Source organism: Streptomyces sp. NPDC012835 (genome assembly GCF_042900885.1).
Classification (GTDB): domain Bacteria; phylum Actinomycetota; class Actinomycetes; order Streptomycetales; family Streptomycetaceae; genus Streptomyces.
The window spans coordinates 840,590-862,050 of sequence record NZ_JBIBBW010000001.1 but is presented as its reverse complement, the minus strand read 5'-3'; the positions used below and the strand labels follow the sequence as shown (position 1 = coordinate 862,050).

19 protein-coding genes and 1 tRNA gene are annotated in these 21,461 nt (G+C 71.1%); 12 read left to right on the top strand and 8 right to left on the bottom strand.

Going from position 1 to position 21,461, the window contains the following annotated elements; genetic code table 11:
- The first annotated feature begins 367 nt into the window (after window positions 1–367).
- The 4 genes from ACFY6S_RS03670 (at window position 368) to ACFY6S_RS03655 (ending at window position 4,309) form a co-directional block, all read left to right on the top strand.
- A complete protein-coding gene (locus tag ACFY6S_RS03670; protein ID WP_388822921.1) occupies window positions 368–1,513 on the top strand; it encodes a PP2C family protein-serine/threonine phosphatase in 1,146 nt (381 codons plus the stop codon).
- Entirely contained in the window at window positions 1,510–3,270 is a 1,761-nt protein-coding gene (locus tag ACFY6S_RS03665) for a CHASE3 domain-containing protein (RefSeq protein WP_388822300.1), read from the top strand. The genes ACFY6S_RS03670 and ACFY6S_RS03665 overlap by 4 nt, the downstream gene beginning before the upstream one ends.
- The gene (locus ACFY6S_RS03660) at window positions 3,267–3,710 is read left to right on the top strand and encodes a response regulator (protein ID WP_388822297.1); all 444 of its coding nucleotides are present in this window, start codon (window positions 3,267–3,269) and stop codon (window positions 3,708–3,710) included. The genes ACFY6S_RS03665 and ACFY6S_RS03660 overlap by 4 nt, the downstream gene beginning before the upstream one ends.
- A gap of 131 nt (window positions 3,711–3,841) precedes the next feature.
- Window positions 3,842–4,309: an ATP-binding protein gene (locus ACFY6S_RS03655; protein ID WP_388822294.1), complete on the top strand. Its 468-nt coding sequence runs from the start codon at window positions 3,842–3,844 to the stop codon at window positions 4,307–4,309.
- A gap of 35 nt (window positions 4,310–4,344) precedes the next feature.
- On the opposite strand, the gene ACFY6S_RS03650 is transcribed toward ACFY6S_RS03655, so the two are convergent.
- On the bottom strand, window positions 4,345–5,586 hold the full coding sequence (locus tag ACFY6S_RS03650; protein WP_388822290.1) for a PP2C family protein-serine/threonine phosphatase: 1,242 nt from the start codon (window positions 5,584–5,586) through the stop codon (window positions 4,345–4,347).
- A 96-nt stretch (window positions 5,587–5,682) separates the two neighbouring features.
- Here ACFY6S_RS03650 and ACFY6S_RS03645 point away from each other — a divergent pair, with 96 nt between their 5' ends.
- The 3 genes from ACFY6S_RS03645 to ACFY6S_RS03635 all read left to right on the top strand — a co-directional run bounded on the left by ACFY6S_RS03645 (window position 5,683) and on the right by ACFY6S_RS03635 (window position 7,340).
- Entirely contained in the window at window positions 5,683–6,216 is a 534-nt protein-coding gene (locus tag ACFY6S_RS03645; protein WP_388822287.1) for a MarR family winged helix-turn-helix transcriptional regulator, read from the top strand.
- Window positions 6,217–6,378: 162 nt separating this feature from the next.
- Entirely contained in the window at window positions 6,379–6,768 is a 390-nt protein-coding gene (locus ACFY6S_RS03640) for an STAS domain-containing protein (RefSeq protein ID WP_388822284.1), read from the top strand.
- Between the two features lie 149 nt (window positions 6,769–6,917).
- Complete coding sequence (locus ACFY6S_RS03635; RefSeq protein WP_388822281.1) at window positions 6,918–7,340, top strand: ATP-binding protein; 423 nt, start codon at window positions 6,918–6,920, stop codon at window positions 7,338–7,340.
- Window positions 7,341–7,422: 82 nt separating this feature from the next.
- Here ACFY6S_RS03635 and ACFY6S_RS03630 read toward each other — a convergent pair whose 3' ends face one another.
- Complete coding sequence (locus tag ACFY6S_RS03630) at window positions 7,423–9,840, bottom strand: discoidin domain-containing protein (RefSeq protein ID WP_388822278.1); 2,418 nt, start codon at window positions 9,838–9,840, stop codon at window positions 7,423–7,425.
- A 292-nt stretch (window positions 9,841–10,132) separates the two neighbouring features.
- On the opposite strand from ACFY6S_RS03630, the gene ACFY6S_RS03625 reads away from it, so the two are divergent.
- From ACFY6S_RS03625 to ACFY6S_RS03610, 4 genes are all read left to right on the top strand, one after another.
- Window positions 10,133–13,441 carry a family 78 glycoside hydrolase catalytic domain gene (locus ACFY6S_RS03625; protein WP_388822276.1) on the top strand — a complete coding sequence of 1,103 codons (3,309 nt, stop codon included), beginning with the start codon at window positions 10,133–10,135 and terminating at the stop codon, window positions 13,439–13,441.
- A 126-nt stretch (window positions 13,442–13,567) separates the two neighbouring features.
- A complete protein-coding gene (locus ACFY6S_RS03620) occupies window positions 13,568–14,287 on the top strand; it encodes a (Fe-S)-binding protein (protein WP_388822273.1) in 720 nt (239 codons plus the stop codon).
- Window positions 14,284–15,735: a LutB/LldF family L-lactate oxidation iron-sulfur protein gene (locus tag ACFY6S_RS03615; RefSeq protein WP_388822270.1), complete on the top strand. Its 1,452-nt coding sequence runs from the start codon at window positions 14,284–14,286 to the stop codon at window positions 15,733–15,735. Before ACFY6S_RS03620 ends, ACFY6S_RS03615 begins: the two co-directional genes overlap by 4 nt.
- The gene (locus ACFY6S_RS03610; protein WP_388822267.1) at window positions 15,732–16,499 is read left to right on the top strand and encodes a lactate utilization protein C; all 768 of its coding nucleotides are present in this window, start codon (window positions 15,732–15,734) and stop codon (window positions 16,497–16,499) included. The genes ACFY6S_RS03615 and ACFY6S_RS03610 overlap by 4 nt, the downstream gene beginning before the upstream one ends.
- Window positions 16,500–16,565: 66 nt before the next feature.
- On the opposite strand, the gene ACFY6S_RS03605 is transcribed toward ACFY6S_RS03610, so the two are convergent.
- A complete protein-coding gene (locus ACFY6S_RS03605) occupies window positions 16,566–17,054 on the bottom strand; it encodes a DUF309 domain-containing protein (protein ID WP_388822264.1) in 489 nt (162 codons plus the stop codon).
- Between the two features lie 106 nt (window positions 17,055–17,160).
- Between ACFY6S_RS03605 and ACFY6S_RS03600 the strand changes: the two genes are divergently transcribed.
- Window positions 17,161–17,234, top strand: a tRNA-Pro gene (locus tag ACFY6S_RS03600).
- Window positions 17,235–17,290: 56 nt separating this feature from the next.
- Here the strand turns inward: ACFY6S_RS03600 and ACFY6S_RS03595 are convergent.
- From ACFY6S_RS03595 to ACFY6S_RS03575, 5 genes are all read right to left on the bottom strand, one after another.
- Window positions 17,291–17,749, bottom strand: coding sequence for a tyrosine-type recombinase/integrase (locus tag ACFY6S_RS03595; RefSeq protein WP_388822262.1), 459 nt, complete (start codon window positions 17,747–17,749; stop codon window positions 17,291–17,293).
- Between the two features lie 186 nt (window positions 17,750–17,935).
- Window positions 17,936–18,550 (bottom strand): TetR/AcrR family transcriptional regulator, encoded by a 615-nt coding sequence (locus ACFY6S_RS03590; RefSeq protein ID WP_388822259.1) that lies wholly within the window; start codon window positions 18,548–18,550, stop codon window positions 17,936–17,938.
- Window positions 18,550–19,398, bottom strand: coding sequence for an oxidoreductase (locus ACFY6S_RS03585; protein WP_388822256.1), 849 nt, complete (start codon window positions 19,396–19,398; stop codon window positions 18,550–18,552). The genes ACFY6S_RS03590 and ACFY6S_RS03585 overlap by 1 nt, the downstream gene beginning before the upstream one ends.
- 346 nt (window positions 19,399–19,744) lie before the next feature.
- Window positions 19,745–20,167, bottom strand: a complete 423-nt coding sequence (locus ACFY6S_RS03580) for a hypothetical protein (RefSeq protein ID WP_388822253.1) — start codon at window positions 20,165–20,167, stop codon at window positions 19,745–19,747.
- Entirely contained in the window at window positions 20,164–20,994 is an 831-nt protein-coding gene (locus ACFY6S_RS03575) for an IS5 family transposase (RefSeq protein ID WP_388822250.1), read from the bottom strand. The genes ACFY6S_RS03580 and ACFY6S_RS03575 overlap by 4 nt, the downstream gene beginning before the upstream one ends.
- Window positions 20,995–21,461 lie beyond the last annotated feature (467 nt).

Here is a 21,461-nt window from a genome sequence, read left to right as displayed (position 1 = left end):
CGCGCGGGCGAGCCGGAGTGCCGGAATACGGTGATCCACCGCTCCCCGCGCCGGGCCCGGGCGGCCGGGCGTTCCCCCACCGCGACCGGACCGGTGGCGGGGCCGTCGCATATGCTTCCCGCCGGAACGACGTCGGCCGACCGGGGCCGTCGGCTGAGGGGGTGGGAGTGTGGTCGAGTTGTCCATGGGCCTCTCGGCGCGTCCGGTACGAGGCCGCCGTACCGCGGTGCCCGGACCGGCGGTGCACGGCGGTGCGGGCACCGCGCCCGGCGTCGTACCCGCGTCGCGCGGAGCCCTGCCCGCGCCGGGTCCCTCGCCCGACGCCGTCGCGGTCGTCCGCGACGCGCGGTGGGCGCTCGACGCGGTCATGCTGCTCGTCGAGGACGACGCGGGCGACGCGCTGCTGGTGGAGGAGATGCTCGCCGACAGCGACCTGGACTCCTCGCTCACCTGGTGCCAGACGCTCGCCGAGGGGCAGCGGTTCCTCGCCGACCACGCGGGCCCGGTCTGTGTGCTGCTCGACCTCCATCTGCCGGACGTCCACGGGGTCGACGCCGTCACCCGTATCCTGCGCACCGCCCCCGACGCGGCCATCGTGGTCCTCACCGGGCTGGCCGAGGGCGAGGCCGGACTGTCGGCCGTGGCGACCGGCGCCCAGGACTATCTCGTCAAGGGACGCATCGACCCCGAGGCGCTGAGCCGGGCCGTCCGCTACGCCCTCCAGCGCAAACAGGTCGAACAGGCCACGGCCGCCCTGCGCGCCAACGAGCTGATGGCACAGGAGAACGCCCGGCTGGAGCGCGGCCTGCTGCCCGTGCCCCTGCTGCGCGGCGACGACTTCGAGGCCGTCGCCCGCTACGAGCCGGGGCGCGCCCATGGCCTGCTCAGCGGCGACTTCTACGATGTCGTACAGACCGCCGACGGCACGGTGCACGCGGTGATAGGCGACGTGTCGGGCCACGGCGCCGCCGAGGCGGCGCTCGGCGTCTGTCTGCGGGTCGCCTGGCGTACGGCGGTGCTGTGCGGGACCCGGCCGCTGGAGCGGATCCGGCTGCTGGAGGAGATCCTCGTCGCGGAACGCTCCGACCCGCATGTGTTCGCCACCGTCACCTCGCTCGTCTTCCCGCCCGGCGGCCGGGAGGTGCACGTCGTACGCGCCGGGCACCCGGGACTGCTCGTACGCCACCACGCCACCGTCCGGTGGGAGGAGCCGCAGGCGGGCATGGCCCTCGGGCTGCTGCCCGGCGCGGGGCGGTGGAGCGAGACCGTGCTGCCGCTGCCGCCCGGCGGCCATGTGGTCCTGTTCACCGACGGCCTCTTCGAGGGCCGCACGGGACCCGACACCCGGCTCGGCGAGACCGGCCTGCTCGGGCTCGCCGCCGGGCACAGCACGCTCCCGGCGAGCGCCTTCGTCGACGCGCTGGTCGCCGGCGCCGCCGAGGGGGCGGCGCCGTACGGCGGGCTCGCCGACGACGTCGCCGTACTCCACCTCGGCTGGAGCGACACACCATGACCGCCGTCCCGTCCGGCCCGGACACCACGAGCACCACGGAGAACACCGTCCCCACGGAGAAGAACGCCCCCCGCAGCCCCGCCTCTCCCAGCCCTTTCTCCGGCCTCTCGGTGCAGGGCTGGGTGCAGTTGATCCTCGGAGCGCTGGTGCTGGTGGTGTGCGGCTGCACCGTCGTCGCCGGCGTCCTGCTGGCCCGCACCAACGACCGCACCACCGAACTCGTCGACCGCATCCAGCCCGCCAGATCCAACGCCTTCCAGCTCCAGCGCGCCCTGCTCGACCAGGAGACCGGGGTTCGCGGGTTCGCCCTCAGCGACGAGCAGTCGTTCCTCGCGCCGTACAAGAAGGGCATCACCGACGAGCGGCACTACACCGACCGGATGAGCGCCATCATCGGCGGCGACCCGCGCTTCGCCGGTGACCTCGACCGCATCACCCGCGCCGCCGAGCAGTGGCGGGGCGAGCAGGCGGAGCCGCTGATCGCCTCCGTACGGGCCGAGGGCGCCGCCGCGGCCTCCGCCGACCGGCTCACCCGCAGCAAGCTCGGCTTCGACCAGCTGCGTCAGCTGTTCGCCGTCCAGCAGGGCCACCTCGACGAGGCCAGGGACCACGCGCGCACGGAGCTGAACGAGGCCCGCGAGCTGCGGGACGCCGTGTTCATCGCGATCCTCGTGGTCTTCGTCGTCGCGGTGCTGGTCCTCGCCCTCGTCCTGCACCGCATGGTCGGCCGGCCGCTCGGCACGCTGCGCGCCGCGTCCGACGGCGTACGGGACGGAGCCTTCGACCGGCGCATCGAGGTCGGCGGCCCCTCCGACCTGCGCGCCGTCGGCGCCGCCGTCGAGGACATGCGCCGACGCCTCGCCGACGAACTCGCCGCGAGCCGCTCCCGGGAAGCCCTCCTCGCCGAACAGACCGAGGAGCTGCGCCGTTCCAACTCCGAGCTGGAACAGTTCGCCTACGTGGCCTCGCACGACCTCCAGGAGCCGCTGCGCAAGGTCGCCTCCTTCTGCCAGCTGCTGGAGAAACGGTACGGCGATCAGCTGGACACCCGCGGCAAGCAGTACATCGACTTCGCGGTCGACGGCGCCAAACGGATGCAGGTCCTCATCAACGACCTGCTCACCTTCTCCCGGGTGGGACGGGTGCACGACGCCTGGCAGGCCGTCGCACTCGACCAGATCCTCGACCGGGCTCTCGGGAACATCGCCCTGGTCATCGAGGAGTCGGACGTCACCGTCGTACGGGAGAACCCCCTCCCGGAGGTGACCGGCGACCCGACCACCCTCACCATGCTCTGGCAGAACCTCCTCGGCAACGCGGTCAAGTTCCGCCGGCCCGACGTGCCGTCCCGGATCACCGTCGGATGCCTGCGCGAGGGGGACGAGTGGCATCTGACCGTCACCGACAACGGCATCGGGGTCGCGCCCGAGTTCGCGGAGAAGGTCTTCGTCATCTTCCAGCGGCTGCACGCCAGGGACGAGTACGAGGGAACCGGCATCGGTCTCGCGCTCTGCCGCAAGATCGTGGAGTTCCACGGTGGCAGAATCTGGCTGGAGCCGGTGCCCGAGGGCGGCACCCGGATCCACTTCACGGTCCCGGCCGTGCCCGAGGTCGAACCGGCGGAATCCGGGGAGCCGCGGGCGTCCGAGGAAGCCGCGGACTCCCCGGAGTCCGCGGGGCCGGACGCCGGGGCGGATTCCCGGCCGGGCCAGGCGCACGACGTACCGACGACCGCCCCGCACGGAGGCGCCCAGTGAACAACCGCGTAGAACCCATCGAGGTCCTGCTGGTCGAGGACGACGCGGGGGACGAGCTGATGACCCGCGAGGCGTTCGAGGACAACAAGATCCGCAACACCCTTCACGTGGTGCGCGACGGCGAGGAGGCGCTGGACTTCCTCTACCGGCGCGGCGCCCACCAGGGCGCGCCCCGGCCGGACCTCGTCCTGCTCGACCTGAACCTGCCCAAGTACGACGGGCGTCAGGTGCTGGAGCAGATCAAGACCGACCCGGAGCTGTCACTCATCCCCGTGGTGGTGCTGACCACCTCCTCCGCCGAGGAGGACATCCTGCGCAGCTACAAACTGCACGCGAACGCGTACGTCACGAAACCGGTCGACCTCGATCAGTTCATCGCGGCCGTCCGTCAGATCGACGAGTTCTTCGTCAGCGTGGTCCGTCTTCCCCGGCACATGTGAGGGGGCCGACGACCGACGTGACACCTTTCACGAAACCGGCTGGCATACCGGCGGCGTGTGAGGGCATAAGGGCATCGGAGAAGGGGGTCCCCCGGTCGCCCTCGCCGGTGCGCGGGCAGGGGGCAGGAACTATGAACGAACAGATCATCAGCGGTACGGGGTTCGCGGCACTCGCCGACTCCGTGCAGCCGCTGCGCCGGGCCGGCCAGTTCAGCGGGGAGCCCGGCTGTATCGCCGACGCCAGGCTGCTCGCCGTCCAGTTCCTCCAGCAGCTGGAGGCCGAGTGGCTCGCCACGCTGGGCGAGCGCACGAGCGGCGATCTGCTGCTGGTCGTCAGCGAGCTGGTGACCAACGCCGAGCGCCACAGCCACGGCCCGTACCTGCTGGAGCTGGAGGGCACGGACCGGCAGGTGGTCGTGACCGTGTACGACAGCAGCTCGGTCCTGCCGCGCCGCTACGAGCAGGACCCCGCGCGGCTGGGCGGGCACGGCATGGAGATCGTCCACGCCATCGCCGACGGGCTGCTCGCCGAGCGGGTGCCGGTCGGCAAGCGCGTCCAGGCCGTCTTCGACCTGGAGCGCCGCCGGATCACCACCTGAGCCGGACCGCCCTTCCGGGGGCCGGGGACACGGCGTCAGCCGCCCGTACCCGCGCCCGCGCCGTCCCGCTGACCGCTGTCCTCACCGGCGCCCGCTCGGGTACCCGCGCCCGCGCCGGAGCGCGTGTCACCGGCCCTGCCGAACCAGTCCAAACAGAGCACCAGAGCGTCGTCGTCCGTCGACTCGGTGTCCCGGTAGTCCGCCAGCTCCCGCAGCACAGCGCGCGGCACCATCGCGGCGGGCAGCAGCCCTGTGGCGCCGATCGCCCGCGCCAGGGCCCGGTGCCCGTACACCTCTCCCTGCGGCGAGACCGCCTCGTAGACCCCGTCGCTGACGAAGAGCAGCCGGTCACCGGGGAGCACCTGGAAGATCTGCGCCACATAGTCCGACTCCTCGAACATGCCGAGGGGCAGCTGTGCTTCGAGTTCGATGCGCTCCACGGTCCTGCCCCGCATGCGCCACAGCTGCGGCGAACCGGCGTCCACGGCCTCCACCCGGCCCGTGCCGAGTTCGAACCGCAGCAGCAGTGTGGAGACGTAGGACGCGCCCCCGTGCTGCGCGTACAGCGCCTGGTCCGCCAGCGACGCCTGGTCGGCGAGGCCGATCCCGGCGCGGCGGGCGTTGCGCAGGGCGTTCACGGCGAGGTTGGTGAGCAGGGACGCCTGGATGCCCTCGCCCATGCCGTTGGTCACCGCGAGCGTCAGCTCGTCGGCGTCCGACGCCCAGTCGAAGTTGTCGCCGTGGATGGCGTAGGCGGGCTCCAGCTGCGCGCCGATGGCGTACTCCCGCGCGGTGCAGGCGCGGGCGGGCAGCAGCTGCCACTGCATCTCCGCCGCCAGCGTGAGCCGGGTCGCCCGCCGGGCCCGCTGGTACAGGTCGGTGTCCCGCTCGGCCACCAGGATCTCGTGTCCGAGCAGCTCCGCCACCCGCGTCAGCTCCTCGACGGTCGCCGGTGTGGACCGGTCGCGGGGCAGTCCCACCGTCAGGATGCCGAGCCGCTCGCCCCTGACGGTGACCGGGAGATGGTGGTCCACCGCGTCCCGGTGCCGTACCTGCCGCTCACGCGGCTCCTGGCTGCCGAAGGCCCGGCCCTCGGGGGTGTTGTGCAGCGACAGCGTCCCGGCGGGACGGTCCGCCGGGTCCACGGGCTGGAGCACCGTGAGCCCGTAGTCGGCGAGGTAGAGCTGTACGGTGGCCGTGCCGTAGGCGGTGGTGATCGCGTCGCGCACCGAGTCCAGCAGGGCATGCGGAGCCGCTGAGCGGACCGCTCTTTCCACGTCCGCGAGTAGAGTCACGAGTCGTTCGAGCCTTCTTCTTCAAGGGGCGGTCGGTCCGGGCTGACAAAGGCCCACGCCGGATGAAAGGGTGAATCGATGTCCCGCTTCACCGGTGAGCCGCGTCAACATGATCAGGTCGCCGAGGCCGCCAGCGCTGCCTCGGAGCTGCTTGAGTTGCTCTGGGGGAGGGGCCAGGAGGCCGCGCCCTCGGGGCCTGTCCCACCATCCCAGCTACGGGCCCTTCTGGTCATCGAGGAGCACGAGGGCGTCAATCTCAGAACGCTGGGTGACGCGCTCGGTTCGCGGCCGTCCTCGGTGAGCCGGCTCTGCGACCGGATGGAGGCCATGGGCCTCGTGTCCCGCTCGCCCAGCGCGACCAGCCGCCGCGAGGTCGAGCTGCGGCTGAGCCGGCGCGGCCACACGGTGCTCAACGAGCAGCGTGCCTTCCGCGCCCGCGAGGTCGGACTCGTGCTGGAGGGGATGGCCCCCGCCGACGTCCTGACCCTGGCCGCGGGCCTCAGCGCCTTCCGCGCGGCGGCTCTCGCCCGGCTCGGCCCGGAGGGCGTCGCGTGCGCCGGCGCCGGCGCACGCACCGACGCCGAGCGGGGCGATGTGGCGGACAGCGCATAGCTTCATTCGGCCCACTTCCTCGCAGCGACACGTTACTCTCCGCGCAGAGCAGTTGTGCGGAAGCCGTGAACAGATTGTTGCGCACAGGAGAATGTTGTCAAATGGCAACTGTCACTTCTATCGTGGTGCCGCTGTTCTCCACCTCAGCCTCGAAGGATCCCCGTGCAATCTCCTCACAGCGCAGGTCAGGCCATAGGTCTGGTCAAGAGACAGGTCGGCGAGGCGATGGTCGTCGCCGTCAGCGGTGACCTCGACGTCGAGAACGTCGCCCCCCTCGGCATCGCGCTGGCCGAGGCGGGGGAGAGTGTCACCGGCCCGGTCGCCGTGGATATGTCCCGCGTCGCGTTCGCGGACTCCACCACCGTCAACGTCCTCCTCCAGGCCCGCGGCGCCCTCGGGCCGAGACTGCGCGTCGCCCAGCCCTCGGCCTTCGTGCAGCGCCTGTTCGCGGTCATCGGACTCGAACAGGCGCTTCCCATGTACGAGACGGTCGAGGACGCGCTCGCGGCCGCCGAGCCGTCGGAGGCGCTCGCTCCCGACGGTGGCGAGTGACGGGCGGGCGAGCGGCGCCGGGCGTGGGGGTGAGCGGCCGGGACCACCGGCCGACGGATGTCACTCAGGACTCTTCAGCGTCGATCGCGGGGGTAAACGACGCTGAAGAGATCGAGACAGCGCGACGTCCAACCGACGGGGTGAGACCTATGCACCACCACTCGCTCAGGAGCGACCACGAGTCCGACACCGCCCGAGGCGGGACGGAGTGGGCCTGCCGCCCGGTTCTGGCGGCCGAGGCCCGGGAGGCGTCCTGCGGATTCCTCGACGGGCTGAGCCCGGAACCCTCCGACCACACCCGGCAGAATGTGCTGCTGGTGGTCTCCGAGCTGGTGACCAACGCCCTGCGGCACGCGGGTGAGGTCACCTCTCTGCGGCTGCGCGCGGACCGCCGCAGCCTGCACATCGAGGTGCGCGACCCGAGCCCGGTCGCGCCGGAGGACCGTACTCCCGACCTCACCGGCAGGACCGGCGGGTTCGGCTGGCAGATGGTCCAGCGCCTGGCCGAGCGGGTGACCGTCCGGCCCGCCGCCGACGGCGGCAAGCTGATCCTGGCGGTCCTCGCACGCTGAGCCCGCCCCATGACCGGGAGCCGTTCGCTCCGGTCATGAGGCGGGTGCCGGTGGGCCGGGCCGATCCGCCCCGGCGCCGCCGTCAGTCGGCGTACGCCTCCAGTTCGGAGAGCTGTCCCGCGGGCCAACCGGTGTTGGCCGTGAAGGTCAGCCGCAGATAGCGGGTCGAGGTCCCGTCCAGGGAGACGGTCGCCTTGTTGCCGCCGGCCGGATCGAACGAATAGCCCGCAGAGCCCTTGAGTGTCGCGTACGACGTGTTGTTCGTGCTGCCCGACACACTCAGGGTCTGGGTACGGGTGGACCACGCCGCCGACGGCGGCAGCTTCAGCACCAGGCGCTTGACCGCCCGCGCCGCGCCGAGGTCCACGGTGATGGACTGCGGGAACGCGTTGTTGGTGCTCTCCCAGTAGGTGTTGGCGTCACCGTCCACCGCGTTGGCGGCGCCGTACACATCGGCGTGGCCGGAGTCGGTGACCGGGCGGCCCTGGGCGAGATTCCCGTTGGCCGGGGGAGTGGTGGGCGGGTCGGTCGGGGGTGTGGTCGGAGGTGTGGTCGGCGGGTCGGTGGGCGGAGTGGTGGGACCGCCCGGCACACCGCCGTTGGTCCACACCGGGTCGGGCCAGGTGCCCGTGCAGGCGGGCGGATCGGCGTACCAGCCGGAGTTGCCGGTGCCCCGGGTGATCTGGAAGCCGCTGCCCACGCAGTTGTGGATCGGGTTGGACTGGGCGATGTGGGTCGCGGTGACATTGGTGAACGACGCCGTGCCGGGGGCCTGGATCTGAAGTGCGTACGTACCGGCGCCGTCGATCTTGATGTTGTTGAAGCGCAGCCCGTTCGTCGCGCCCTCGATCAGATGGATCGCGGCATAGGAGCTGTCCAGGATCTCGCTGTCGGTGATGTCGATGGTGGCGTTGACCGGTTCGTTGAGCCCGCTGAACCACATCGCGCCGACGCCGAAGCGCCAGTTGAAGTCATTGTTCCCGGCCCGGATCAGTGTGTTGCGCGCGGCGGTGATCGTGCCGGAAACCGCCGTGCCCTGACCGGAGTTGACGCCGGGATAGCGGTTGGCGACATGCAGGCCGCCGCCGTTGGTGATGGTGTCCGACATGACGTTGTCGGAGATGGTGATGTCCTTGCCGCCGTACGTGACGATGTTGTTCGCCAGGATCGGCAGGATCACCGTGTTGAACGTGAACTTGTTCTTCACGTTCGGGATGTTCTCCGCCCACATGGCCAGACCGTCGTCACCGGTGTTGCGTACGAAGGTGTTGGTGACCGTGGAGTTCGTGACGCCGTAGTGGAAGTTCACCCCGTCGGCCGTCTGGTCCAGGATGCGGCTGTTCTTGATGGTGAAGTTGTCCATCGGACCGTCCATCCAGGCGCCGCACTTGGTGTGCTGCATCCAGACGTTGTCGACCACCGAGTCGGACATCGCACCGCCGATGGCGTTGACCTGGTCCTCGTCCACGCGTTCCCGGATGTCGCCCAGGATGGCGAAGTCCTTGAGCGTCACCTTGCTGCTGCCGCCCGCTGAGGCGTACTTGCCGTACACACCGACGGCCTTCTTGCGGTCGACCGGGTCGCGTCCGGTCAGCACGCTGTACCAGGGTCCGGCGCCGCGCAGGGTGACCTTGTCGACCACGATGTGGTCGCGTACCTGGAAGGTGCCCTGCGGCAGGTAGACCTCCTTGCCCTGGGTGCGCCCCGCGTCGACCGCCGCCTGGATCTTGGCCGTCGAGTCGGCCGCTCCCGTCGGGTCGGCGCCGAAGTCGCTCACCACGTCCAGCGCGCCCGCGGGCTTGCCGATCACCGCGGCGACCTGCTCGAAGTCGGCCAGATCGATGGTGAACGTGGGCGAGTCGGCCGTCGAGGTGACCTGGAGCCTGACCTTCGTACCGCTCGGCAGGGTGGAGCCGAACAGGGTGCGGGTCTCGTCGTAGAAATGGTGCGGATTGGTGTCACCGGGGTTGTTGTTGAAGGGATAACCCCCGTAGAACCAGCTGTACTTGGAGGTCACCGGCACGCTCTTGAGCGATGTCCCGCCGACGCGCAGGTCCAGGCTCGCGTCCCGGCCGGTCCCCGCCGCGTTGTCCGGCAGCGAGTAGCGGAACGACATCGCGTTCGCCGGGGCGGTGAGGGTGAACTCCACGTACTCACCGACCGCGTCGAGCGTCACGGCCTGCCGCCCGGAGGCTTCCGAGGGCAGCGATCCGTACAGCCGGTTCGGGCCGATCAGCGTGCCGTTGGTGGCGGCGTACTCCGCCTCCTGTTCCTTGAACGGTACGGTCGCGCCCCGGCCCTGTACGTCGAGCGGCGAGGGCGCGGGCACCGCGGCCGCCTGCGCCGCGGGTGCGGTGGACAGCACCACGGCCGCGGCCGTCCCGGCCACCGTGAGTGCGAGGGACACGGACGCGGCCAGGCCGCGCCGCAGCAGTCGGCCCCGGAGAACTCCGAGAGGGCCGGGGGGTCTTGGTCGTGCGGGGGGAAGTGTCACCGACATCGTCCTTGCGGCTCGTGGGGACTCGCGGACGCAAAAAGGCTAGGAGCACCCTCACAAGAAGTCTATGAATCTGCGCAAAATTCGACGATGAAGTTAAAAATCATCGACGTTGACGAGAGCGGCCGGCAGGCGGCCGGGGGAGAGGGCCGCGCCGCGGAATCCCTCTGGCGAAACGCGTCCACCGGCGGCCCCACCCGCACCCCTTGTCCTGCGGACTCGCCGCGCCCTACGATGCCTGCCAGGTCATGAAACGTTTCAATCAGCGTCTCGATCCAAGGGAGCCACTATGGGCATGGGCTGGACACGCCGGGGTCTCCTGTACACCTCCGTGGCGGGGGCCGGAGCCGGAGCGCTGGGGGCGGCGGCCACCTCCCCGGCCGACGCGTCCGGCGCGCCGGCGGGCCCGGCGGGCCGAGGCGGAGGTTCCGGGGCGCTGCGGATCGTGGCCGCGACGGTCGAGTACACCGAGCGGCTCCTCGGCACCGATGTGGCCCGCCCCCTGCTCTCCTGGGAACTGGAGCCGGTCGGCGCCGCCGGCGGTCGCGGCCGTGGCGACGGCGGCCGGCGAAGCGCACGGCAGAGCGCCTACCGGATCAGGGCCGCCGCCGACCCGCGCGACCTCGCCGCCGGCCGCGGGCTCCTGTGGGACACCGGCCGGGTCGACTCCGACCGCAGCGTCGCCGTCCCGTACGGGGGGCCCGCGCTCGCGCCCCGAACCCGCTGCCACTGGCAGGTCCGGGTCTGGGACGCCGACGGGCGCCCCTCGCCGTGGAGCACGGCCGGCTGGTGGGAGACCGCGCTCGGCGGCGAACGCTGGGAGGCCCGGTGGATAGGCGCCGACCCGGCCGCCGATCCGCCCGGTCTCGACGGTGCCTCCTGGATCTGGACCCGGGACGCCACCACCTCCAACGCCCCTGTCGGAGCACGCCGGTTGCGCGGCGCCCTCGAACTTCCGCCCGGCGCCGAAATCACCCGCGCCACCGTGACGGCCACCGCCGACGACGACTTCACCCTCTGGCTCGACGGCCGCGAGGTGTTGCACGCACCCGAGCGGACCGACGGCTGGCGGACCGGCAGGACCGCCGATGTCACCGAGGCCGTACGGTCGGCGGGCGCCCGGATCGTCCTCGCCGCACTCGCCACCAACCGCGGCGACGTCGCGGTCAACCCGGCGGGACTGCTGGTCACACTGGTGGTCGAAACCGCCGCAGGGGCCACTGTGCGGCTGGTCACCGGAGCGGACTGGCGGGCCACCGACGCCGACCCCGAGGGCTGGCAGCGCCCGGACTTCGACGACAGCGGCTGGCCCGGGGCGGCCGTCCTCGCCCCGTACGGCCAGGGCCCCTGGGGCAGCGGCGTCTCCGTCGCCGCGCCCGAGGCCCCCGCGCCGCTGCTGCGCCGCGCCTTCACCGTATCCGGACCGGTCACCCGCGCCCGGCTCTACATCAGCGGACTCGCCTACTACGTGGCCGAGTTGAACGGCGAGCGGATCGGCAGCCAGGTCCTCGACCCGGCCTTCACCGACTACGACGAGACGGTGATGTACGCCGTGCACGACGTCACCTCGCTGCTCCGGCGCGGCGCCAACGCGATCGGTGTGACCCTCGGCCGAGGCTTCTACGGCATGACCACCCCCAACGTCTGGAACTGGCACCGACCACCCTGGCACGGCGAACCCCGGCTGCTGTGCCGGCTGGAGGCCGAGCACCCCGACGGCTCCCGAACCACCGTCGTCTCCGACACCGACTGGCGCATCACCGAAGGGCCCACCCTCACCAACTCCCTCTACGCGGGGGAGACATACGACGCCCGGCTGGCACCCGCCGGATGGACGGAGCCCGGCTTCGACGACAGCGCCTGGCGCCGGCCGAACCCGCAGAGCGCGCCCCGGGGGGCCCTGCGGGCCCAGCCGCACGACCCCATCGAGATCATCGAGACCCTCACGCCCACCGCGATCACCGAACTGCGCGACGGTGTGTACGTGGTCGACATGGGCCGCACGACGGCGGGCTGGACCCGGCTGAGCGTACGGGCCCGCGCCGGCACCGTCGTCTCGCTGGTCCACGGCGAGCGACTGGACGACGACGGCAGTGTGCTCGCCGAGACCGGGCATGTGCCGGGCCGGTTCCAGCGCGACGAGTACATCTGCGCGGGCGGCGGGCGCACCGAGGTGTGGGAGCCCTCCTTCTCCTACAAGGGCTTCCGCTACGTGCAGGTCAGCGGCCTGCCCGCCCGCCCCCGCCCGTCCGATGTGCTGGGCCGTGTCGTCCACACCGAGGTGGCGGAGGTCAGCGGTTTCGAGTGTTCCGAGCCGTTCTACGAGCGGCTCGACCGGGCGATGCGCCGCACACTCCTCAACAACCTGCACGGCATTCCCACCGACACTCCCATGTACGAGAAGAACGGCTGGACGGGCGACGCGCAGCTCGGCGCGCCCGTCATGGAGTACGCCTTCGGGGTGCACCGCTTCCTCGCCAAGTGGCTCGGAGACCTGGCGGACAGTCAGAACGCCGACGGACAGCTGCCGGTGATCGTGCCGAGCGGCGGATGGGGCTACGGGGACCTGGGCCCTTCCCCCGAGTGGACGACCGTGTACCCCTTCCTGGTACGGGAGATGTACCGGATCTACGGCGACGACCGGGTGGCCCGCGACCACTGGCCGACCCTGACCCGCTACCTCGACTGGGAGTTGGAGCGACTGCGCGACGGACTGGCGGTCACCGCCCTCGGCGACTACCTGCCGCCCGGCTACGGCGGCAACCCGCCCGAGGACACCCGGCTGACGGCCACCGCGTATCTGCACCGCGCGCTCACCCAGACGGCCGAGCTGGGCGAGCTGCTGGGCCACGACACCACCGCCGGGCGCTACCGGCGGGCGGCGGCCGGACTCAAGGAGGCGCTCAACGCCACCTTCCTCCATGCCGACGGCCACTACAGCACGGCCGAGGACCCCGGCTACCGGCAGACCTCCAACGCCCTGCCGCTGGCCTTCGGGCTGGTCCCGAGCGGCGCCCGGGCCTCGGTGCTCGACAGCCTCGTCGCCGACATCACCGCGCGCGGCAACCATCTCAACACCGGCGCCCTGGGCACCAGTGTGCTGCTCCGCGTGCTGTGCGCACACGGCCGCCCCGAGGTCGCGCACGCCATCGCCACCCAGCGCACATACCCGAGCTGGGGCCACTGGTTCGACCACGGCGCCGACACCATGTGGGAGATGTGGCCGCTCGACTCACGCTCCCGCGACCACTACTTCCAGGGCACGGTCGCGCAGTGGCTGTACGAGAACGTCGCGGGCCTGCGCCCCGGGGACGCCGGTTACCGCACCTTCACCGTGCGCCCCGACGGCCGCACCGGGGTCAGCTGGGCCCGTACCTCGATCCGTACGGTGCGCGGGACGGCGTCGGTGGCGTGGTCCCGGATCGGCCGCGACCTGCGGCTCACGGTGGGCGTGCCGGTCGGGGCGACGGCCGAGATCCACGTACCGGCGGACCGGCGCGAACAGGTGAGGGCGCCGGCCGGGGCGGAGTATCTGCGCACCGAACCCGGCTTCGTGCTCTACCGCGCGGGGCAAGGCTCCTGGGACTTCGTGGGGCGGCCCTGAAGACCGCGCTGTGCCGCCGTGCCGTATCACCGTTCGGAGAAAGGTCTGATCCATCGGATGTCTGACGCACCATCACACCACCTGAGAGACTTCCGCACGCCCCCGAGCCCGACATATGCTCCGCCCATGCGCGCCGCCCTGTTCCTCACCTGCGTCAATGACGCCGTGTATCCGGCCACCGGCATCGCGACCGTACGGCTCCTCGAACGCCTCGGCGTCGAGGTCGACTTCCCCGAGGGGCAGACCTGCTGCGGCCAGCCCCAGTACAACACCGGCTACCGGCGGGAGACCGAGCCGCTCGTCCGTCGGATGGCCCGCGTCTTCGCCGGTTACGACTATGTGGTCACCCCCTCCGGGTCCTGCGCCGCCATGGTCCGCAAGCACTACCCCGGCATCGGCGACGAGGCCGCGGCCTCCCTCGCCGCGCGCACCTACGAGCTCACCGAGTTCCTGGTGGACGTGGTGGGCGTGACCGACGTCGGGGCGTACTTCCCGCACACCGTCACCTACCACCCCTCCTGCCACGGACTGCGGATGCTCGGACTGGGGGACCGGCCCAGAAAGCTGCTGGAGTCGGTCCGCGGGCTGGAACTGCGCGAGCTGCCCGGCGCGGACGAGTGCTGCGGCTTCGGCGGCACCTTCGCCATCAAGAACTCCGATGTTTCAGCGGCCATGGGCCAGGACAAAGTCCACAACGCCGTCGCCACCGGCGCGGAAGTGCTGTGCGGTGCCGACAACTCCTGCCTCATGCACATCGGCGGCATCCTGAGCCGGGAGAACGCCGCCCCGCGCGCCGTGCATCTCGCGGAGATCCTGGCGTCGACCGAAGAGGAGCCCTGGTCATGAGCGGTACGTATCTGGGGATGCCGGCGTTCCCGGTGGCGGCGAAGGAGGCCGTGGGCAACGAGACGCTGCGCGCCAACCTGCGGCACGCCACCCACACCATCCGCGACAAGCGGGCGAAGGCGGTCGCCGAGCTGGCCGACTGGGATCTGCTGCGCGAGGCCGGAAAGCAGATCAAGGACCACACACTGCGCCATCTGGACCGCTATCTGCTCCAGCTGGAGGAATCGGTGACGGCGGCCGGCGGTGTGGTCCACTGGGCGGCCGACGCCGACGAGGCCAACCGCATCGTGACGGAGCTGGTGAAGGCCACCGGCGAGAGCGAGGTCGTCAAGGTCAAGTCCATGGCGACCCAGGAGATCGGCCTCAACGAGGCGCTGGAGGCCGAGGGCATCTCCGCGTACGAGACCGACCTCGCCGAACTCATCGTGCAGCTCGGCGAGGACCGCCCCTCCCACATCCTGGTCCCCGCGATCCACCGCAACCGGGGCGAGATCCGCGACATCTTCCGCGACCGGATGGGAGCCTGGGGGCGGGCGGCCCCCGACGGTCTCTCCGACACCCCCGGCGAACTCGCCGAGGCCGCGCGGCTGCATCTGCGCGAGAAGTTCCTGCGCGCCAAGGTCGGTGTGTCCGGAGCCAACTTCATGGTCGCCGAGACCGGGACCCTCGTGGTCTTCGAATCGGAGGGCAACGGACGGATGTGCCTGACACTGCCCGAGACACTGATCTCGGTGGTCGGTGTGGAAAAGGTGGTGCCGAGCTGGCGTGACCTGGAGGTCTTCCTCCAGACGCTGCCACGCTCCTCCACGGCCGAGCGCATGAACCCGTACACCAGCATGTGGACCGGTACCCATGACACCGACGGCCCCAGCACCTTCCACCTGGTCCTGCTGGACAACGGACGCACCGGCACACTGGCCGACGAGGTCGGCCGCCAGGCGCTGCGCTGCATCCGCTGCTCGGCCTGCCTGAACGTCTGCCCGGTGTACGAGCGGGCCGGCGGCCACGCCTACGGCTCGGTCTACCCGGGCCCGATCGGGGCCATCCTCAGCCCCCAACTCCGGGGTACCGAGAGCGAGATCGACGCCTCGCTGCCGTACGCCTCCTCGCTGTGCGGAGCGTGCTACGAGGTGTGCCCCGTCGCCATCGACATCCCCGAGGTGCTGGTCCATCTGCGCGAGCGGGTCGCGGACGGGGGCGGCAAGGGGCACCGGCTGGAGAAGGCGGCGATGAAGGCGGCGGGCTGGGTCTTCGACCATCCGCGTGTCATGGCGGCGGGGGAGCGGGCCGCGTCGCGGACCCGCGGGCTGCACCCGTCGAGACTGCCGGGCGCCGGGGCCTGGACCGACACGCGCGACCTGCCGAAACTGCCACCTGAACCGTTCCGCGTCTGGTGGAAGAAGAACCGTGGGAACGACGGGAACGACCGTAAGGACAGTGCGACATGAGCGGAGTCACGGGTACGGGAACAGGCCCCGGCGGCGCGGGCGGCGACGGTGACAGCGGTGAGGCGGGCGCGGGGCGAGGTGCGGTGCCGGGCCCGTTCCCCGGCTCGGGCTCCGGTTCCGGCTCGGGCTCGGGCTCGGGCTCGCGCGAGCGGATCCTCGCCCGGATCCGTGCCGCCGTCGCGGACGCCCCGGACGCTCCGGAGCCGGTACGCGACTATCTCGACACGCACACCCCCGACAGCCGCGCCGTCGACCTGCTCGCGGAGAACCTCGCGGACTACCGCGCCCTCGTCCACCGCACCGACACCGAGGGGCTGCCCGCGCTCATCGGACGGCTGCTGACCGAACGGGGCGCCCGCACGCTTCTGGTCCCCCCGCTGCTGCCGCCGGGCTGGCTGACCGGCGCACCGGCCGACCTCACCCGGGTCGCCGACGACCCGGCTGTCACCGCCGGAGCGCTCGACACGGTCGACAGCGTCGTCACCGGCTGTGCCCTGGCCATCGCCGAGACCGGCACCCTGATCCTCGACGCGGCCCCTGACCAGGGAAGACGCCGAATCACACTGATCCCCGACCACCACATCTGCGTCGTACGCGTCCCGGACCAGGTCGTCAGTTCCGTACCGAGGGCCATGCCCCGACTCGACCCGACCCGCGCGCTCACCTGGATCTCCGGCCCGTCCGCCACCAGCGACATCGAACTCGACCGGGTGGAGGGCGTACACGGCCCGCGCACGCTGGAGGTCATCCTGCTCGCCGAGTGAGGCGAGCCGAAGGACCGGAATCGCGGAAGCCACCGAGCCACGACCACGAGGGGCGGGCCGGCGGGATCACCGGGTCAGCCGGGGCGACTCCCCGGCGGCGTCCACGGCCCCGTCGGTCCCCGCCCCCGCGGCTTCCACCCGCCGCGCCAGCGCCCGGGCCCACGCTGCCAGCCCCGCCACATCGATGCCGTGGGGATCCGGGTACGCCCCGATCCCCACCGCGCCCCGCCGCAGCAGCCGCACGCCGCCCGTCCGGTTGCCGCGGGCGGCGTGCGTGAGCCCCACCGCGAGCTGCGCCATCCCCCGCCACAGAGCCCGCTCCTCCTCGGGGCCCGACTTCCAGGCGTCCTCGAACACCTCGTGCGCGTGGAACGGCTTCCCCTCGTCCAGCAGCCGCTGCGCCTCCCGCAACGTCTCCGCCGCCGTACGCACGACCCCCTCGGGCTGCCGCTCAACCCCCTCGGCCCCGTAGGGCAACGGCCGCCCCAGCCCGTCCCGGGGCCGCGCGCTACGAGCCCGCCCCGCACTGTCCCGATCCCGCTCGCTCTCCGCCATCCCTCGATTGTCTCCCCGCCGGGGGGTGTCCTGTCCGCTGCCAGGAGTGAGGTAATGTACTCCTGCGTGGTCGGGCCGGGCGGGAAACCCCCGGCGGACCGGGCACCGGGACGTGGCGCAGCTTGGTAGCGCACTTGACTGGGGGTCAAGGGGTCGCAGGTTCAAATCCTGTCGTCCCGACTGGAGACAGTCGCAGGTCAGGGCCGGTTTCGGAGCAATCCGAAACCGGCCCTTGATCATTTTTGGGGACCAGTTGGGGACCAGCTGGAGGTCCGGCGTCCTTGACCGGGTCTGCGGGTCAGCGGGTCATGACGATCGGGCTCGGCAGTGAGCGCGGCGCGCAGCACGTTGAAGTGGGCCGAGAGCGCCATTCCGGCGGCCGTGATCTGGTGGACGTCCGGGTGAAGGTAGCGCTGGGTGGTGGTCAGCGAACCGTGGCCCGCGATCCTGCGGAGGACGTGGACCTGGACCCCGGCGTCGGCGAACCAGGTGAGTGCGGTGTGCCGGAGGTTGTGGCGGCGCAGATGCGCGTAGCCGCGCTTGGTGACCACGTCGTCCCAGTGTGTGGCGTCGCGCAGAACGGCGGTGGAGATACGTCCGCCTCGCGGTCCCGTGAACAGGCGGGCGTCCGGATTGGGGCCGGCGGACAGGATGCGCTGGGCGACGAGGGGGCGGATCTCCTCGACGATGGGCACCTTGCGGGCCCGCTTGCCCTTGGTGCCCTTGTCGGTCAGCCCGCCGGGCGCGGGTGTGGTCTGAGAGGGTGATATGTGAGTGCATAGGTGATTTGCGTCTCGCGGGATTTTCGCTGGCGGAGTGCCTGGACGGTGGGCCTCGGACACGGGGTTCGGTTTCGCGCCTCACCGTCCACACCAGATGCATCAGGTGATGAGGCCGGCGCTGATCAGCCAGATGTGTTCGCAGGTCGAAGATGCCCTTTGCAACTCCTCGCGGGACTTTTGCGAGGCGTGGTAGAACGTCCGCTCGATCATCCAGCACAGGGCGCGTGCCATCGCCGACGCTTGCTCTGGTTCGGTGCCGGCCTCAACGCCGGCTCGTTCCAGGACGGCGGCGATGGCCGTGATGAACAAGTCAGCTGTGTGGCTCCACAGCTCGCCGATCTCCCACACGGTCAACGACAGGTCGATCGCCGTGCGCATGACCAGACCGTGCTCGTTCCACAGCTCGACCGTGCGCCGCATGGCTGCTGCGATGGCCTGGCGTGGCTCGTCGGTCTGTGCGGTGGCCCGGGACCGCTCCCACAGGTGCTCAACGGTGCGGGCCACGAGCGCCGTGACCACTTCTTGCTTGGAGCCGAAGTAGAAGTACAGGGCGCCACGTGTGATGCCGGCGCCCTGCGCGATGTCGCCAACGGTCATGGCGTCATAGCCCTGTTGCGCCAGCAGAGCTTCGCAGGTGTCGAGGATGGCCCGCTCCCGGACGTCACCCTTGCGTTCGGTGGCGCGTCGGCTCCGCGCGGGGTGGTGGCCGGGCATCAGAGCTGAGCGCCCTCGGTGAAGTCGGTGGTACGAGAGAGCGTCTCCCATGCGCGGATGTCCTCGTCCACGGCCGTGCGCGCGGCGGTGACCAGTCGCAGCGCGTCCGAGCCCAGGACGAGGTGGGCCGGCGGCTGGTCGACCGACGCGATGTGCACGACGGCGTCCCCGGCCTTGGCCGGATTTCCCAGCTGGTTCCCGCTGGCTTTCTGCCGCGCTTCACGGATGGGGGTGAACAGCTCGTCGTAGTCGTCGAGGGACCGCGCGGTGCGTGTCATGGACCGTCCGGCCCAGTCGGTGCGGAAGGACCCGGGCTCGATCGCCGTCACGTGGATCCCGAACTGCGCGACCTCCTTGCCCAGCGCCTCAAGGATGCCTTCCAGCGCGAACTTGCTGCCGCAGTAGGCGGACATGCCGGGCACGGCCATCAGCCCGCCCATGGAGGTGACGGCCATCAGGTGTCCGCGGCGGCGCCGGCGCATGTGGGGGAGGGCCGCCTGCAGCGTGGCCACTGCCCCGAATACGTTGACCTCGAACTGCCGCCGCACCTCGGCCAGCGGCGTCTCCTCGAAGGTGCCCTCCAGGCCGTAGCCCGCGTTGGCGACGACGACATCCAGGGGGCCGACGCTCTGCTCCACCTCCGTGATCACTCTCGAGACGGCGGCGTCGTCGGTCACATCCAGGATGCGACCGTGAGCGTACCCGGGTTTGAGCTCTTGGAAGGCCCGCAGGTCCTCCTCGGAGCGGACCGTGCCGACGACGGTGTGCCCGGCGGTCAGGGCGGCTTGGGCGAAGGCGCGTCCAAGGCCCGTGCTGACGCCGGTGATGAGCCACTTCTGCTGCTGCACTGCTCCTCCAGAAAGGTCTCGCGAGGAGCTGGACTGCCCCCTCACCCAGAGATTCTACACAACGTCGAGTTTTATGGACGTGATGTTGATTCTGTCGCCCTCGACGGCATCATGCTCAGCCGACGTCAATCCGGTCCCTCACCGACCCGCAGGCGCACGCCGCTGTACGCACTGGCTGGTGAGCTGCAGGTGCTGTCCTGCGATGTCACTCCGGCCGGCACCGCCCGCATCTAGCGGATCCTGGCCCGTCATGCTCTGGCGTCGCGCTCCTCAGTCAGCCATGTCCTGAGAAGGCGGGATGAGGGTTGATGGGGTGAGCGGGCAGGTCGTGGTGACACAGGGTGGCTTACGGCCGCGGCTGGGTGAACAAGCCCTGCTCGGTCTCGGCCAGGATCCCGCGCTCGACAAGCCGCTTGAGCTTCAGGCAGGCGTTGTTGATGGTGTTGGGTGCGATCTGCAGGTCCATCGCCTCGCACATCTGCCGGGCCCGCAGCGGGCCGTCGGCCGCGGTGAACACCGTCATGATCTGCTGATAGGCCGGATGGTCCGGCAGCTTCGGCGGTGGCGGAGCGGGCGGGACCGGCTCGGGCAGCTCCAGCAGCGTTTTGCGGGTGATCCGGATCTCCTCGGCGGTCCGGTGAAGCTCCTCCAGCTGCGCGGAGAGTTCCGCGATCCGCTCCCTGGCCGCCTCGGCCTGCGCGGCGAGCTCCCGCTCGCGCTCCTCCAGCCTGGCCAGCACCGCCCCGAGCGTCAGCTCCCCGCCGGTCATGCGGTGCGCCAGGCCGGCGCGGCAGCCCCGGTCAGCCGGCGCAGTATCACCGCGGTCATCGCCCAATACACCCGCGACTCGGAGGTGCGGGGCCTGTGTTCGTAGTCGCGCACCAGCCTGCGGTGCAGCATCAAGATCCCGTAGGCGCGCTCCACGATCCGCCGCTTGGCCTGGGGAACGAACCCGGTCTGCGCCGGATTGCGCTCCACGATCTCCACCTCGATGCCCACCTTCTCCCCGTGCGCGACGACGGTGTTCTTGAAGCCCTGGTCGACCATGGCCTTCTTGACGGTGTCGGTGTCGGCGGCGACCTTGTCCAGCAGCGTGATGCCGACGGCGTTCTCGTGCGCCGACGCGGCCGTCACGACCACCGCGATCACCAGCCCCAACACGTCAACGGCCGGGCCGCGCTTGCGGCCCGGTACTTTCTTTGCCGCATCACGCCCCGTCGTCTGCGCGGGCACCCCGGTCTCCGCGTGCACGCTCTGGGTGTCGAGCACCACCAGGCTCGGGTCCGCCTTCCGCCGCGCCTTCTCCCGCACCTGCCGGCGCAGCAGGTCGTGGATGGTCTGGTCGGTGCCGTCGTCGCGCCAGGTGTAGAAGTAGTACTTCACCGCGCCGGGCGGAGGGAAGTCGTGCGGCAGCAAGGCCCACTGGCAGCCGGTGCGGCCCTGGTAGAACAACGCGTTGACGATCTCCCGCATCGCGTACCGGCCCTGATGGCCGCTGACCGAGGGATGCGCGGCCTTCCAAGCGGTGATCACCGGCTCGACCAGCGCCCACTGCTCATCGGACAGGTCGGTCTCGTAGGACCTGCGCTCGCTCACAGCAGCCAGCCCAGCACGCCCATCGCCGCCGACCGGCCGGGATACCGCACTGCCACACATTCAGGTGACGCCAAATCACCTATGCACTCTCATACCGCCCTCTCAGAGGTCCGGCCACCGCCCGGTCCGGCGCAACGCCGGACGGTTCGCGGGCGGCAGGTCTGCATAACGTGGATGCGCGAGCACGACACCCGAGCCGAGGCCGGCACCGCCAACACCCCGGAAAGGGAACGATGTTCGAGATCGAAGACGGGTCAGGATGGCCGGGGTGCTTTCGAAAGGCTGGCATCGGGCGCGGTGAGCGCGGTGCACACCGGGTGTGGTGCTGACGCGCGAGGTGCAGCCCTGACCGCGCCGTACTGTCTATGCCCTGATCGAGCGCGGCCCGCTCGGCGTCGTCCAGTTCAGCGGTGCGCAGGACGTCCCCGGAGGAGATCCCAGATCTCGTCGGGACGCTGTGGCGGCAG

Bases quoted from the DNA above. Each gene is read 5' to 3' on its own strand.
- ACFY6S_RS03655 (WP_388822294.1), top strand. From the start codon at position 3,842: ATGAACGAACAGATCATCAGCGGTACGGGGTTCGCGGCACTCGCCGAC.
- ACFY6S_RS03615 (WP_388822270.1), top strand. From the start codon at position 14,284: ATGAGCGGTACGTATCTGGGGATGCCGGCGTTCCCGGTGGCGGCGAAG.
- ACFY6S_RS03610 (WP_388822267.1), top strand. From the start codon at position 15,732: ATGAGCGGAGTCACGGGTACGGGAACAGGCCCCGGCGGCGCGGGCGGC.
- ACFY6S_RS03605 (WP_388822264.1), bottom strand. From the start codon at position 17,054: ATGGCGGAGAGCGAGCGGGATCGGGACAGTGCGGGGCGGGCTCGTAGC.
- ACFY6S_RS03620 (WP_388822273.1), top strand. From the start codon at position 13,568: ATGCGCGCCGCCCTGTTCCTCACCTGCGTCAATGACGCCGTGTATCCG.
- ACFY6S_RS03665 (WP_388822300.1), top strand. From the start codon at position 1,510: ATGACCGCCGTCCCGTCCGGCCCGGACACCACGAGCACCACGGAGAAC.
- ACFY6S_RS03590 (WP_388822259.1), bottom strand. From the start codon at position 18,550: ATGCCCGGCCACCACCCCGCGCGGAGCCGACGCGCCACCGAACGCAAG.
- ACFY6S_RS03670 (WP_388822921.1), top strand. From the start codon at position 368: ATGCTGCTCGTCGAGGACGACGCGGGCGACGCGCTGCTGGTGGAGGAG.
- ACFY6S_RS03625 (WP_388822276.1), top strand. From the start codon at position 10,133: ATGGGCTGGACACGCCGGGGTCTCCTGTACACCTCCGTGGCGGGGGCC.
- ACFY6S_RS03645 (WP_388822287.1), top strand. From the start codon at position 5,683: ATGTCCCGCTTCACCGGTGAGCCGCGTCAACATGATCAGGTCGCCGAG.
- ACFY6S_RS03630 (WP_388822278.1), bottom strand. From the start codon at position 9,840: ATGTCGGTGACACTTCCCCCCGCACGACCAAGACCCCCCGGCCCTCTC.
- ACFY6S_RS03580 (WP_388822253.1), bottom strand. From the start codon at position 20,167: ATGACCGGCGGGGAGCTGACGCTCGGGGCGGTGCTGGCCAGGCTGGAG.
- ACFY6S_RS03635 (WP_388822281.1), top strand. From the start codon at position 6,918: ATGCACCACCACTCGCTCAGGAGCGACCACGAGTCCGACACCGCCCGA.